Source organism: Methylobacterium soli (assembly GCF_008806385.1).
Taxonomy (GTDB): Bacteria; Pseudomonadota; Alphaproteobacteria; order Rhizobiales; family Beijerinckiaceae; genus Methylobacterium; species Methylobacterium soli.
Genome location: NZ_VZZK01000003.1, coordinates 97,825 through 110,904, shown reverse-complemented (window position 1 = coordinate 110,904; position 13,080 = coordinate 97,825). Strand labels below are relative to the sequence as shown.

Here is a 13,080-nt window from a genome sequence, read left to right as displayed (position 1 = left end):
GGTCCGCTTGCCCCGCTTGACGGTCAGGCCGGGGAAAGCAGGTCGTCCCGCACATCGGCGGCGGCAACGTCCATCAGCGGCGTGCCGGGATCCAGCGTGGGCACAGCCGCGTCGTCCCCGTTCGGCTCGGGCCGATGCGCCGCGCAATCCCCGTCGCCGTGGTGGTCCCGGTCCGGCGTCTCGCCGGTCAGCAGCGCGAGTAGTTCCTGGACCGGGAAGGGCTCCGCCGCGACGTCCCGGAACTCGGCGCGCGTCGCATCCTCGACGGTCAAGTCCACCGCGCCGGTGGTGGTATTGACCGTGAGGACGAAGTGGTCGGTTCCGTCGATCACGCTGATCTGATCGGGATCGAGATCGGTTTGGCCGTCGAGGGAATCGATGAACGCAACGACCTCCTTCTCGAGGGCGATGTCGGAATCGGCACGGAAATTGGTGTAGGCCTCGACCCGCACCGTGCTGTTGTCCGGTTCCGTCAGGTCGAACGCGATCTTCACGGCGTGGTCGAACGCGATCTTCACGGCGTTGTCGAACGCGAAGAAATCGGGATTGTCCGTGTCACCCGTCAGGAGCGCGACGAGGTCCTGGACCGGGAAATCCTCGGCCGGCGTATTCTCGAAGACCTTCGCGCTGCTCGGCTCGAATTGCAGCTCGACCTGCTCCGTCGCGGTGTTGACCTGCAGGGTGAAATGATCCGTCCCATCGATCCCCTCGAACCGATCGGGATCTCCGTGCGGGTCGATCAGCCCGCCGACGAATTCGACGATCTGCTGCTCGAGCGCGATCGTGGCCGGGTCGGTATAATTCGTCAGCGCATCGATGGTCAGGGTCGGCGCGCGATGACCGCTGAGGTCGACCGCGATCTTCAGATCATCGGAAACCGCCAGGTAGTCGGGGTCGTCCCGATGGTCGTGAGCCAGGCCGCCGAAATGGCGCGCGGTGTCTGCGTCATGCGGTTCATGGTCGGGGGAAGACGACGTATCAGTGAGGGCCATCGGTGATCCTCCTCAACGCTGCGTGGACAATGCGCCTGACAATTCCGCGGAAGCGACGCGCGGCGTCCGCACCGATTGCAGGGACCGTCAAGCTTTCGTCGAGGTGGCCAACTCGAATGGTCGGTTTGGACCCCTCCGCTGATTCGTGTCAACCGATGAGGCAGAATGCGTAGATTTTGAACATTATCGATTTTTCTTGGTCGCGCCGAGGAACCCGAGTCCGGATCTGCGGTTTCAGCCGGAAATTCTTGCGAAACTGCCACGAATGCATTCGCAATCCGAACGCAAAGCTTCAACTTCGCTGGAATCGCTCGTCCACCCGCCTCGGCGTCTGGTCGCCTCGCGGGCAGGACCCGCGCTGCCGAAGGCCAGCGCGAGGGCGGCGCGGCTTGTTGCAAGGCTCGGAAGCGATCTTCCATCGACTTGGCGGCCCAGATCGCTGATCTGCAATCGTTGCAATATTTTGTCGATCAATCTTGAGATGTGATCTCGCACATCCGTGCAGAACGCTTCGAATTCGCTTGGAATCGCCCCTGCGACGATCCCCGATCGGTGTTCAGGCTGTGATCGCGCAGCCGGAACGGGGCACGCGGTGCGGCGCTCCGGCATCGAAGGATCGCAAGCGCTGCGATGGCGCGCCGCGGGTCGCGGCTCCGCGCCAATTCCAGGATCAAAGCGCATTGATTGAGAGAAGTGGTGCCGCAAGAGGGATTCGAACCCCCGACCCCCTCATTACGAATGAAGTAACAGGCTCGTCGCCGTTCTTCGTCGTCCTTCGCCGGTCGTTGCGCAAACCCTTGATAACGCTCCTGGAACCGTCATAAATCTCTTCGCATGCCTTCGCTGGGGTTCGGCAGCAATCGGGTCGTTCTGCGCCCCCATTGCGCCCCCAGGGATGTGGCTGCCTTGCGAATGAGGATGCTAGAATGCCGGCTCAGCCGCTTACCGATGCCTCTGTGAAGGCTATGAAGGCCGCGGGTGGCAAGCGCATGGACGTACCCGACAGCCGGTGCCGAGGCTTAGAGCTGCGTGTCACGGTGAGCGGCCAGAAGACGTGGTGCTTCCGCTTCCGCGACAAGAGCACGGGCAAGACCCAACGGTTGACGCTCGGCCAGTACCCCGTGCTGGGGCTGTCGGACGCGCGTGCCCGAGCCATTGCAGCCAGTCGGCGGGTGACTGAGGGGGGAAGCCCGATTCAAGACCGGAAGGCCGCGAGAGAACTTGCCGCGCAGCGCGATGCGGATGCGCAGGCACACGCCTGGGAGCGCCTCGCGGAGCTGTACCTTGCGAAGCATGCTCGGCCGAAGAAGCGCTCAGCTAGCTACGACGAGGATCTGTTGCGGCTGCATGTAACGCCACTATGGGCTGGGCGAGACTTCCGGACCATCAGACGCCAGGATTGTATTAGCCTCCTCGAAGGCGTGGCCGAGACGGGCAAAGGGGCCTTGGCAAACCGGCTGCGCCCCCTGCTGTCGAAGATCTTCAAGTTCGCGACCGATCGTAGCCTTCTTGACGCATCGCCCGCCCTCACGCTGCCAAAGCCTGCCGAGGACTTGGCCCGAGACCGCGTACTCAGCGACGCAGAGATTCGCCTACTGTGGTCAGCCACCTCCGGAGCGGCCCCATTCTCATCCACGGTGGCGCTAGCCCTACGCTTGATACTGGTCACCGGGGCTCGGCCCGGCGAAGTTGCCGGCATGAACGAGAGCGAGCTATCCGAGCTGGATAGCCGCGGCGAAGCGGTTTGGCGCGTACCCGCGGGACGCATGAAGGGCAAGCGGCCCCATGCTGTTCCTCTCACACCCCTTGCCGTCTCAATCATCCGCGACGCGCGAGCCATTGTTGATGACGCCGCAGAGCGCCGGGCTCAGGCAAGCGATGCCTCACCTCAGCCCGTTGGCACGCGGGCCATCTTCGCCTCGCCCCGAGGCATCCCCGGTGCGGATCCGATCGACGCTCATGCCCTGGCGCGAGCGATGGCCCGCCTGGGCCCGAGCTTAGCGAAGGGTCCGGTCGAGGGTTCGCCAGCCTGGGCAACCGCGGCAGGCTGCGACTCCTGGCAGGTGAATGCGCCGACACCGCACGATCTGAGGCGGACCGCCGCCACCGGTATGCGATCACTCGGGGTCTCGATTTCCGATGTGCAGGCGGTGCTCGGCCACGTTCGGCGCGATGTACTCGGCCTTCACTACGACTGGCACGACGCGATGGGCGAGAAGCGGGCCGCGCTCACGCGATGGGCGGTTGCGCTGGAGCGCATCATCTCGGCCGAGGCAGCGCAGACGGTTGTGGAGCTTCGGCCGAGGCAGGCGGGGGCGGCGTGATGGCGCTGGATCAGCTGCCCGTGAAGATGCCTCAACCCGAGATCACAGACATCGTCGCGTCATCTACCGTCGTTGCTGATGGCGAGAGGAAAGGTTCGGCCGAGAAGGTGACAAAGCCGTGAGGCGAACACTTGCTCGGCCGAACGAGTGTTCGCCTGCCTGTTATTCTGGCGGCTTGCTAGAAGGTTACTGCTTAGATCGCCTCAGGAAATCCTGCACGATGTTGGACATGTCGAACGATGTGCCACCTTGTACTGGAGGGTATGCGGCCAGCGTCTTGAGGTGCTCCTCGACGAGCTCCGACATGGGCTCGAAGACCCAGGAAGTCTCTTGGCTCAGGTGCCCGTAGGAGTCCTTGTTGTCGTAGCTCTCGAACGGATCGGCACGTATGTTGATGAACAGGGGAGCGTGCCGGGCGGTGACGACGTCGTAGTAGTTCTCTCGGGTTGAGAAGTGCAGCTTCCAGGGTCCTTGGCGGACGGCCATGAGCCTGCTCTCGAAGTAGTAGAGGAAGTCGTTGCGGTTGCTCTCGCTCGTCTTCCCTGTCCAGTAGTCTAGGTTGCTGACCCCGTCGACGTACTGCTTCTTGTCGCGCTTCAGATCTTCAGCGACGTTCGGGACGCCTGCAGCCGCAGCGAACGTGGTGAACATGTCCATGTGCGCTTGGATGCCGTTGAGGGTTTGGCCAGGCTTGATGACGCCCGGCCACCGCAACATTGAGGGCACGCGAACGCCGCCTTCGTAGGTGGTCATCTTCTCGCCGCGGAACGGCGTCGTAGCCCCCTGCCACCAAGAGGAGTGCTCGGGCCCGTTGTCAGTCGAGTACCAGACGACGGTATTGTCTTCGAGGCCGTTCGCTTTCAGGAAGTCCAGAACCAAGCCGACATCATGATCATGTTGCAGCATGCCGCTGCCGTGCAGGTCATCCTGGAACGTGTATTTCTGCGCCGCGTAGCGCCACTTCTCGTTCAATCGCGTGTAGAGGTGCATCCGGCTGGTGCTGAGCCACACGAAGAACGGCTTGTTGTCCTCGCGTGAGCGCTTCATGAAATCGAGGGCCTTCGGGATGACTTCCACTGCGTCGAAGTCCTCCATCCGCTCCTTGCCGAGCTGGCCTGTGTCCTCGATGCGCTGCTTGCCTACACGTCCGAAGCGAGGGTCGACGGTCGGGTCGTCGGTGTCGGTTGCCCAAGAATGCAGGACCCCGCGGGTGCCGAACTTGCGCCGGAAGGCTTCTGAGCCGCCCGGGTACTTCTCGGCATAGGCGCGGTAGTCCGGGTACTCGTGCTGCTCCTGGGTCGTGAGGTGGTACAGGTTGCCGAAGAACTCGTCGAAGCCGTGCATCGTCGGAAGATGCTCGTTGCGGTCGCCGAGGTGGTTCTTGCCGAAGTGCCCACAGCGATATCCTGCCCGCTTCAGGACCTCGGCGAGGCACGGCGAGGCGGCCTGCAGCCCGAGCTTGTCACCCGGCATGCCGATCGTGGTCATGCCGGAGCGGATCGGGTACTGCCCAGTGATGAAGGCGGCTCGCCCAGCGGTGCAGGAATTCTGGGCGTAGTGATCGGTGAACCGGATGCCCTCGAGGCCGATGCGGTCGAGGTTCGGCGTGGTGTAGCCCATCGTCCCCATGCCGTAGGCACTGACGTTCTGCCAGCCGATGTCGTCGCCCCAGATCACAAGGATGTTCGGCGGCCGGTTGCCTGCCGGAGTGGTCGGGCTCGCTGGGGGAGCAGAGGGGCTGACGGGCGCCTGCGTGGCAGGAGCCTGGGCGATCGCGGTTCCCTGCGAGACCCCAGCTGTCGCGAGGGCCGTCCCGCCGAGCAGCAGGCTACGGCGGCTCAAGTTGGGCTCAGCGCTGGCGGAAGAGACGTCAGCACGGCTCGGCTTGTCGATCGACATCGGTTCTCTCCTCGGGATCAACGGGACCGCACGACGCAGCGGAAGCCGATGTGGCTGGTGGAGGTGTCGACTGGGTGCGGGTGGCGCGCGGCCGGGCGGTAGCGCCGGCAGTAACTCGGTGCGCAAAGGTGCGAGCCACCCTTGATCACCCGGCGCGGGATCCGGACCGCCGGCTGGCCGGGGTCGTAGCTTCCTGTCTCAGGCCCGCCGCGCGGGTTCGACGGCACGCAGCAGGCCTTCGGCGCATCCGCCGGATGCCGGGCGGCGTAGAAGTCGCTTGTCCATTCCCAGACGTTGCCGATCATGTCGTGGAGGCCGAAGCCGTTCGGCGGGAACGCGGTGACCGGCGAGGTGCGCTCGTAGCCGTCCTCGGCGCGGTTCTCGTGCGGGAAGGCGCCCTGCCAGGTGTTGGCCATGTGGTGCCCGTCCGGCATGAACGTGTCGCCCCAGGCGTACTCGGCCCCGTCGAGGCCGCCGCGCGCGGCGAATTCCCACTCGGCCTCGGTCGGCAGGTCCTTGCCGGCCCAGGCCGCGTAGGCCTCGGCATCCGCGTAGGCGACGTGGACGACTGGATGCTCGTCGAGGCCGGCGATCGACGAACCTGGCCCTGTCGGCCGCCGCCAGTGCACGCCAGGCCTGAACCGCCACCACGCGCTCCAATCCCGGAGGTCGACTGGACCCTTCGGCGGCTTGAACATCAAGGAGCCGGCCTGGAGCATGTGCGGCAGAGCGCCCGGGTAATCCTCGGCCCTGGGCTTCGTCTCGGCGACGGTGACGTAGCCGGTGGCCCGCACGAAGGCGCGGAACTGAGCATTGGTGACCGGCGTGCGGTCGATCCAGAACCCGTCGACCCGGGCCCGATGAACCGGCGCCTCCTCCGGGTAGTGCCGGTCAGAGCCCATGCGAAAGGTGCCACCGGGCAGGAAGACCATGCCTGCCCGAAGGTCCGGCGAGCTGGTCGGACGGTCGAGGACAGGGACCGCCGTCATCGCTCAGAACTTAGCCGCTATGGGCCTGGGCTCGGATGCGGCCTTCGGAGGGGCCACCCACAAGGGGAAGGAGACCTCGAAGAAGCCGATGGTGCCCTGGAAGCGGTTCTCCACCTCCACCTCGCGCAGCACCTTCAGCCGGGCGGTCACGGGGACCTTGCCGAGTTCACCGGTCACGCTGATGGTGCCCCCCACCGCCGTCGTGCGGCCCATGAACGGGCCGAGCCGGGCCCCTGGCCCGCTGTCGCCCGTGATCTGCTGGTAGTGCGAGGCAATGACGCCGACCGACACCTCCTTGGAGAGATACTTTGAGGCCGAGACGTCGACGTGGAACTCGGTGCCGGTGTCGTACCGGGTCGCCGGGTTACGTCCGTTGAGCGTGAAGCCGGCGGCCGCGGACAACTCGTAGCCGAGTGTCGGGTCGAGGTAGGTCGCCGCGGCCGAGATGTCGCCGACGTAGCGGTTCAGCGCTACGTTCGAGAGTTGCCCGGGTTCGTAGGCGCCAGCCGGGATGCTTAGCACGCCCGCGAGCTTCCAGTGCCAGTTGCCGGAGTGCCAGCCGAGCGTGCCCGACACGATGGGATCGCCCGGGTTGAAGGTGGCGTCGCCGACGGAGACGCCCACGGGACGGCCGAGCGCTTGGTTGATGAGGGGGCCGTTGAGAAGGACGCCCGCCCGCACAGCCGGCTCGCCGAAGGGCATGACGAAGGCGAAGGCCAGGTCGCCACCGAGGATCTGGACCGGCGTGACCCAGAGGGCGGTCACGAAGTCGGCGACGAGGTTCACCTTGGCATCGGCGATGACGTTGCCGCCGATTTGTGTCTGCCGATTGCCGCTAATCCTGGCGTTGTAGAACCAGGTGGTGCTGTCGAAGTAGAGGCCGGGCGGTGGCACGATGCCGCCGAGCGGCACGGCCTGCCCTTCGATGTAGAAGCTGAGGCCACCTTCTGCTGCCTCGGCCGAAAGGCTCGTGGCGATTGCGCTTCCGAGAATCAGACTGCCGACGAGGTGACGCGCGAAAGGCCGCATGCCCGCTTCCCCCAAAGCTTACCCAGCGATCAGGTCATGATCCTGTGCTGATAGGTGCGATTGAACATGCTTTGGCAGGGACATCCAGTGCTCCAGAGCCCCAGCTCAACCTTAGGTCACGCCGCCGCCGCTTGTCCGCCTCCGTACGGAAAGCACCACATGTGCGTCCGAGATATATCGCCTTGCACGTCGAACGGCGCATCTAATGCCCTCTGCCCGGCACCGTGTGACGCCCTCCACCTGTCGGCTGATTACGCATCGATGCTGAGCGTCGCATCGCGGCACGGCTCCCCCCTTCGAGTTCTTGGAGTGTGCCTCACCGCGGGGCAGCGCCCCCCCCCGAGGTAACCTCCTCGGAGAACGGTCCCTAAAGGGGGAGGGGTAGCGAGTTGCAATTCAGCAATCGTCAAGCCGAGCCACCTGCAGCATCGAGCACTTCCTCGGCCCGCGGGGCGAGCCCGCGAAGTTCGACCGGCTAATGAGAGGCCGGCTTTGCGCCCGTGTCCACCTGAATGAGGACGGCAGTGCCTTGCTAGATGCCATTCTCCTAGACGGACAGGAGCACGCGAGAAGTCCCCGCTCGGTGCGGTGCCACATGCCTCCTACCCGAAGATATTTAAAGTAGTAACGCTGGCGATACTGGCCATTCGGCTCACTCACGACACTGACGGTGCCTGAAAGTGTCGCCAGCGTTACTGGCATCGATACCGCTAGCGATACTGGCTTCTAAATCTCACTCGGCTGCCCGACACCGCCCGGTGGCTGGCGCTCCTGAGTGATTTGCCCGCTCAGAGCGCCGCTGAATTCCTGCCAATCGGACCCGAGCCGATGCTGCCTCGGCCGACGCAAGATCGGCGAAGCGACTCCACTTCGACTCTGGCATGTCCCCATGAATGGTCGGCAACCAAGCGAGGCGAAAGGTTGTAGCGTGTCCGGCGTATTCACCCCAGGCACGCGTCCCTTTCTCAGAGATGGCTATGAAACCAAGTTCAATAGCCTCATCAATCGCTTTCTTCACCGAGTTGCGCCGAATGCCATATTCCTCGAAGTTATTGTAAGTAACTGGGAGTGCTCCATTCTTATTGCCGCCGTGGCTCATGTGCTCCACCATCACGCGCTCGACCACGAGCCTCGCATTCCGTGACATGGCGCGCCATGCCGGGCTTCGAAGCATAGGCAGTGTGATCCAGGCGAAGGGGACGCCTTTCGGGGGCTTGTTGAACTTGCGGAAGCGCGGGTCCTTGAAAGCTCCAGTGGACCGGCCCGTCAGATCGACGCCGCGGCGGGTTCGCGAGTTCTCGGTCATGCCGCTCCTCCCGGCACAGAGAGAAGCCTGCAGGCACAGGCCCGAATGTGCCCCTCGATGGAGGCGATCTCGCGAACCATCACTTCCGGCGCGACTCCTCGCCGCGCCATCGTCTCTTGCTGGATCGCAAGCTGGCGCAGGAGGTGCGCCTCTGCTCTCAACGATGAAGCCGCCTGCGCCATGAGGTTTGCGTGGCGCAGAATGAAGTCGCGGTCACGTGAACGGGGGAAAGGCAGCACTTCAGCGCTCATCGGACACCCTCCGAGGTGGGTCCGCTTTCACCGCCGTTGCCATTGAATTGCGCAGTGGGCAGCGAAGCCTGGAAGCGCGCGACTTCCGCCTCAGAGATGAAGGTCCGGCCTCCGAGCTTGAAGGCGGTAATCCTGCGCTCGTTCAACAGCTTGTAGATCGTGGTCTCCCCAATCCCAAGCATCGCACGAGCTTCCTTGATGCTCATGAAGCGATTGTTGTGGCTGTTCATGTCTGCCCTCGCTGGCCTCGTTGAGGCGCCAGAATGACCTTCTTCACGCTGCATGCCGGCGCTCTCGCGCCGCCAATGCCCGCAAAGGGCCGTAGGCCTGCAGGACCTTTCGGCACTCGCCACTGGTCTATGCCTGGCTTCGCGGAAGAACGTCGTAGGACTGAGCAGATGCCCCTGGGCGCACCCGAAGCTCGACGCGCGTGATTGGCCTGGAGGACCGAAGGGCAATCAAGTCAGCCCAAGATTGGGTTCGCGCCTTCGGGATGGCGCGCGAGCCTGCCTCAGGTGCCCAATGAGCTTAGTGCGATTGATTATCGGCGGACGGAAAGAGCCCGAATCTTCCTTCGCCTTCTCCTCCAGTGAAGGCAGTAACCTCTACGTCAAGGAGGTCTTTCGGTGGGTCGGCGTTCTCAAGCACGATGATCTGTCCGAGGCCCTGCATGCTGGCAAGCGATCTGTAGAAGTGCTCGTTCAGCGCTGATGCCCTTAGAACCAACTCATCCGCAGCCATAGGCCCGTGGCGGGTCTGCTTGAGCGGCTCACGATACGTCAGAAGCGGGGTGTCCAGTGCCACGAAGCCTGGGTGCGGCAGGTCTCTTCTGCGGCAGTGGATAAGAACGCCAATCTTGAAGGCAGCATGCAGAATTGCCCTCACACCTTTGCCGTTCGCTCGACGATCCTTTCCGTTAATACGGATATCGTGCGTCGCTAGATCGAAGCCAACTTGCGGGTCCCCGGGGAACTTCCAGGCTTCAAGTAATTCTTGAATGATTCGCGCGAATTCATGCCCGGTGCCGCCATCGACGCCGACGGCAAGCCTACTCGTCGAGGGCCTTCTCGCAGGCCTTACATCCAGCTGAGACCGTCGAGCTAGCAGCCTATCGCGGCGCCGATGTAGTTCGATTTGGTGCGCAAGCTTGTCCCGCACCGAGAGCAAGCGTTCATACTCGGCTCGTCCTTGAGCCTCTCTCGGCCGAAGCTCTGCAAGCTCGCCCTCAATCCGACTGAGACTTACGTCTAGTTCCTCAATGCGACGGCGAAGACCTGCCGCCTCCGCGCCAAGTGAGGTCATGGTATGTCGTAGGTCACGCCGCTCATACTCAATCTTCCGACCCTCTGCGCGAGCAGCTTGATGAGAGCGAGCTATTTCTTCAGCCCCGTGATGATAAGCTTGATGCTCTGGTCCAGCGCCACAGGCAGCACACGGTCTGTCTGCCAGCGCAAGTAGCAGGAACCCGCCCTCTTCCAGAGCCTCAAGCCGTGCTATATCAGACACATAGACTGCATCGAGCTTTGCAAATCGCCGTAGCGTGACATCTAGCTCCCGTACCCGAGCTGCTAAGTCGTTCAGAGTGTCGAACACCTCCCTACGTTCCACTAGCAGAGTGTCGATCTGGTCCTGCCGCGAGCGCATCTCATGTTGGTGCGTTGCTAGAGTGGCTCCGAGCCGCTCAGTCTGCTGCATTAGCTCCGCACGTGTGGGATGGTCCTCGCCGAGTTCCTCGTCCAACCCAGCAATCATCTCGTCGACGAGGTCGATTTGACCAGTTACGCGCGCCTTCCTCAACGCCGGCTTCATGGTCGACACCACTGCGCTATCATCTCTCCCAGTCAGAAGAATTCGGAAGACGTTCCGCTCGACTGTATCGGTCACGTACTGACCTGACAGTATTGGGCTACGCTCGTCTATGATTGCGGTCTCGTCGACAATTAGAAAGCGCATAAGGTGCCGGAGGCTCAACGATTCCTTCTCGCCATTAGCATTCCTGGCAATCATCTTGCCCTCAAGCCCGAGGGTCGTGAGCAAGTAATTCGAGAGATTGTCGTTGCTCTTTGCATCATGCTCGCTGTGGAGGGGGGTACCTGTAATGTTGCCAGGGCGCTCCTCATGCAAACCTTCGAACAGCAGGTAATCACCTCCTAGCGTTGAGCGATAAAGTGTGACCTCGCGGCTGCCGGGAAGCAGTAGCCCAAGAACAATTCCATTATATCCGCGGCGCTCGTCAATATCTGGAAGCGGTCGAGAGCTGCCCAGCATGTAATCAATGGACTTGCAGATGAACGACTTGCCAGTGTTCGACGCACCGTAGACTATATTTAGGCCTGGAGCGAAGTGCAGGCCTGCTGGCTCGAGACCCGGACCGGTAAAGGCAAGGTGCCGAAGGGTGAAGCCTTTGGTATTCATAGGCCGATTTCGCTGCTATCGGTCGCGGTGCGGAACTCAGCGGTCCAACGACCGATGCGCTCACTGACAATCCCCTCAATCTCAGAGGTAGATCGGTCGCGGAATTGATCGGCGAGCCAGCGCGCGCAGTCTTTCAGTGCAAGGCTGTAAGACGTCTGGAGCAAGTCGATAAAGGACGGGGCTTCGTCACTCGCCTTGAAGTAGATGCCAGTCTCGTCGTTGGAAGCCTCAATGAGGTTGACCTGCTGCATCAAGCGAAGACTTTGTTCTACTAAGCGTCGCCGGACGAGCAATTCGCCAGTTCGGCTTGGAAGGTCGGGGTGCAGGCTTGCGGGACCACCGAGGTCGCCCGTGTGAACGACGAGGTGATCAAACCACGTTAATTCAGAGAGGCCACAGGCGCGCGGATACAGCGCGTCAAGCAGCACGACCGCCCGTAAGCCAGTCTCAAGTGGGCTGTTGAAGAGTGGTGCCTTCGCTGGCTGGGCATCGTGTGCGCTCATCGCTTCCACGCTAGCCGGCCATCGTTAGCGAAGTGGTGGCAGATGCCTTGGCAGACCTGCACTCGGGCGTATCGGGCTAGGACGCCAGAAGGACGGATTCGAGCCGCCTGGGCCATAACCTCATCAACGCGCGTGAGTGTGTAGGTGTGTTCGCCTTCATGCACGTCTACAACGCCGTAGTAGATTTCATCCTCGAAAGTGCCGAGGTAATCCTCGGGTGTGTTGTCTCGGTAGAAGCGCTTGAAGGAAGCGGCATCATAGAAGCGTGTACGCTGCCGTCGCAGGTGCTCGGTATGTGCGCCGTGTGCCATTACCGCCGCCATGTCGGCGAATGTCTCACCGGCTTTCTCTCCGTAGGCATCGAAGAGTTGTCGCAAGTAGGCAAGCTCCTCATCCTCAACCTCGGCGGGCACCGAGCCGGGCGGAGCTGCACCTGGATCGTGGCCAAACCAGTGCACAAGCACCGGCACGATGTGCTCGTCTTTGAGCATGCGGTGAACGTCGAGCGTGTGAACTCGGCTGAAGTCAAACCCTTCGATCAGGGATCTGATCTGAGGCGAGAGAGGAATTGCAGCATTCTCGACGATGCGATGGGCGCAGAACTCGTCCCACCGGTCCAGCATTGCCGCTCGCAAGCGGACGGGGCTCGCAACAAGTTCCTGAACCGGCCGCGCGACGCCACGGGGCGCGACGAAGTGATATGCCTCCGGCAGGCCGTAGCTGTCCTCCGCGGCGTGATGGAAGACCTTTCCAAGCTCCTTGATCGCGTCAGGGAGCTTCAGGGCAGACCGGTACTGCTTGCACTGAAAGAGGTGCCAGGGGCCATCCAATCGCTGATTCGTCAGATAGCCGACAACGTCCCGCCCTTTGTCGCCGGTCCCGGCCCAAACCTCCGTCTCGGCATACGAGTCCTTCTTGCGGCTCATCCAAGCGTCAACGAACAGCTCAAGCTGGTCGGCGGTCATCGCGTAGACGTGACGAATGTACTGATTCAGCACGGTGGTGCTCAGGCCACGGGGGCGCATCGCGTAGCATAGCGTACAGGCCGCCGCCTAGGTGATGCGATTGGGATCGGTGTTGATTGCGCTCTAGGAGCCGCATCCGCCGAGTAGCTTTAGGCGATCGAACTTTGAGCGGGTGCTACGCTACCCGGGCAATTCGCGCCCCTGATGCGCCCCCAGGACGCCCATCGGCTACAGGTGCCGATCCAGCTCGCGCCTAAGTCATTGCAATCGCGGGAGGAAGGTGGTGCCGCAAGAGGGATTCGAACCCCCGACCCCCTCATTACGAATGAGGGGGAACGAGATTTCCTGAGTTGGACGTAGGTTGCTGGAGATCGCTATCTCCTTGATCCTGCTCGTGCTATGGTGAG

Annotated in this window: 11 protein-coding genes; 1 reads left to right on the top strand and 10 read right to left on the bottom strand. The window is 62.7% G+C overall.

Features of this window, described 5'->3' with window-relative positions:
* Window positions 1-23 precede the first annotated feature (23 nt).
* The gene (locus F6X53_RS04295; RefSeq protein WP_150997564.1) at window positions 24-992 is read right to left on the bottom strand and encodes a hypothetical protein; all 969 of its coding nucleotides are present in this window, start codon (window positions 990-992) and stop codon (window positions 24-26) included.
* 926 nt (window positions 993-1,918) lie between these two features.
* Between F6X53_RS04295 and F6X53_RS04290 the strand changes: the two genes are divergently transcribed.
* Window positions 1,919-3,316 (top strand): tyrosine-type recombinase/integrase, encoded by a 1,398-nt coding sequence (locus tag F6X53_RS04290; protein ID WP_150997562.1) that lies wholly within the window; start codon window positions 1,919-1,921, stop codon window positions 3,314-3,316.
* Between the two features lie 186 nt (window positions 3,317-3,502).
* On the opposite strand, the gene F6X53_RS04285 is transcribed toward F6X53_RS04290, so the two are convergent.
* The 9 genes from F6X53_RS04285 to F6X53_RS04245 all read right to left on the bottom strand — a co-directional run bounded on the left by F6X53_RS04285 (window position 3,503) and on the right by F6X53_RS04245 (window position 12,706).
* A complete protein-coding gene (locus F6X53_RS04285) occupies window positions 3,503-5,215 on the bottom strand; it encodes an arylsulfatase (RefSeq protein ID WP_150997560.1) in 1,713 nt (570 codons plus the stop codon).
* Between the two features lie 17 nt (window positions 5,216-5,232).
* Window positions 5,233-6,204, bottom strand: coding sequence for a formylglycine-generating enzyme family protein (locus F6X53_RS04280; RefSeq protein ID WP_150997558.1), 972 nt, complete (start codon window positions 6,202-6,204; stop codon window positions 5,233-5,235).
* Between the two features lie 3 nt (window positions 6,205-6,207).
* The gene (locus F6X53_RS04275) at window positions 6,208-7,233 is read right to left on the bottom strand and encodes a SphA family protein (RefSeq protein WP_150997557.1); all 1,026 of its coding nucleotides are present in this window, start codon (window positions 7,231-7,233) and stop codon (window positions 6,208-6,210) included.
* A gap of 733 nt (window positions 7,234-7,966) precedes the next feature.
* Entirely contained in the window at window positions 7,967-8,539 is a 573-nt protein-coding gene (locus tag F6X53_RS04270) for a hypothetical protein (protein ID WP_150997555.1), read from the bottom strand.
* Window positions 8,536-8,790: a DUF6074 family protein gene (locus F6X53_RS04265; RefSeq protein ID WP_150997553.1), complete on the bottom strand. Its 255-nt coding sequence runs from the start codon at window positions 8,788-8,790 to the stop codon at window positions 8,536-8,538. The genes F6X53_RS04270 and F6X53_RS04265 overlap by 4 nt, the downstream gene beginning before the upstream one ends.
* Window positions 8,787-9,020: a helix-turn-helix domain-containing protein gene (locus F6X53_RS04260; RefSeq protein WP_191970692.1), complete on the bottom strand. Its 234-nt coding sequence runs from the start codon at window positions 9,018-9,020 to the stop codon at window positions 8,787-8,789. Before F6X53_RS04260 ends, F6X53_RS04265 begins: the two co-directional genes overlap by 4 nt.
* 298 nt (window positions 9,021-9,318) lie before the next feature.
* On the bottom strand, window positions 9,319-11,205 hold the full coding sequence (locus tag F6X53_RS04255; RefSeq protein WP_150997550.1) for a hypothetical protein: 1,887 nt from the start codon (window positions 11,203-11,205) through the stop codon (window positions 9,319-9,321).
* Window positions 11,202-11,708 carry an ABC-three component system middle component 2 gene (locus tag F6X53_RS04250; protein ID WP_150997548.1) on the bottom strand — a complete coding sequence of 169 codons (507 nt, stop codon included), beginning with the start codon at window positions 11,706-11,708 and terminating at the stop codon, window positions 11,202-11,204. Before F6X53_RS04250 ends, F6X53_RS04255 begins: the two co-directional genes overlap by 4 nt.
* Complete coding sequence (locus tag F6X53_RS04245) at window positions 11,705-12,706, bottom strand: ABC-three component system protein (RefSeq protein WP_150997546.1); 1,002 nt, start codon at window positions 12,704-12,706, stop codon at window positions 11,705-11,707. The genes F6X53_RS04250 and F6X53_RS04245 overlap by 4 nt, the downstream gene beginning before the upstream one ends.
* Between the last annotated feature and the right edge of the window lie 374 nt (window positions 12,707-13,080).

What these genes read in the sequence shown, in the direction of transcription:
- F6X53_RS04290 (WP_150997562.1), top strand. Translation starts at nt 1,919, where the DNA reads ATGCCGGCTCAGCCGCTTACCGATGCCTCTGTGAAGGCTATGAAGGCC.
- F6X53_RS04280 (WP_150997558.1), bottom strand. Translation starts at nt 6,204, where the DNA reads ATGACGGCGGTCCCTGTCCTCGACCGTCCGACCAGCTCGCCGGACCTT.
- F6X53_RS04250 (WP_150997548.1), bottom strand. Translation starts at nt 11,708, where the DNA reads ATGAGCGCACACGATGCCCAGCCAGCGAAGGCACCACTCTTCAACAGC.
- F6X53_RS04270 (WP_150997555.1), bottom strand. Translation starts at nt 8,539, where the DNA reads ATGACCGAGAACTCGCGAACCCGCCGCGGCGTCGATCTGACGGGCCGG.
- F6X53_RS04255 (WP_150997550.1), bottom strand. Translation starts at nt 11,205, where the DNA reads ATGAATACCAAAGGCTTCACCCTTCGGCACCTTGCCTTTACCGGTCCG.
- F6X53_RS04295 (WP_150997564.1), bottom strand. Translation starts at nt 992, where the DNA reads ATGGCCCTCACTGATACGTCGTCTTCCCCCGACCATGAACCGCATGAC.
- F6X53_RS04265 (WP_150997553.1), bottom strand. Translation starts at nt 8,790, where the DNA reads ATGAGCGCTGAAGTGCTGCCTTTCCCCCGTTCACGTGACCGCGACTTC.
- F6X53_RS04285 (WP_150997560.1), bottom strand. Translation starts at nt 5,215, where the DNA reads ATGTCGATCGACAAGCCGAGCCGTGCTGACGTCTCTTCCGCCAGCGCT.
- F6X53_RS04260 (WP_191970692.1), bottom strand. Translation starts at nt 9,020, where the DNA reads ATGAACAGCCACAACAATCGCTTCATGAGCATCAAGGAAGCTCGTGCG.
- F6X53_RS04275 (WP_150997557.1), bottom strand. Translation starts at nt 7,233, where the DNA reads ATGCGGCCTTTCGCGCGTCACCTCGTCGGCAGTCTGATTCTCGGAAGC.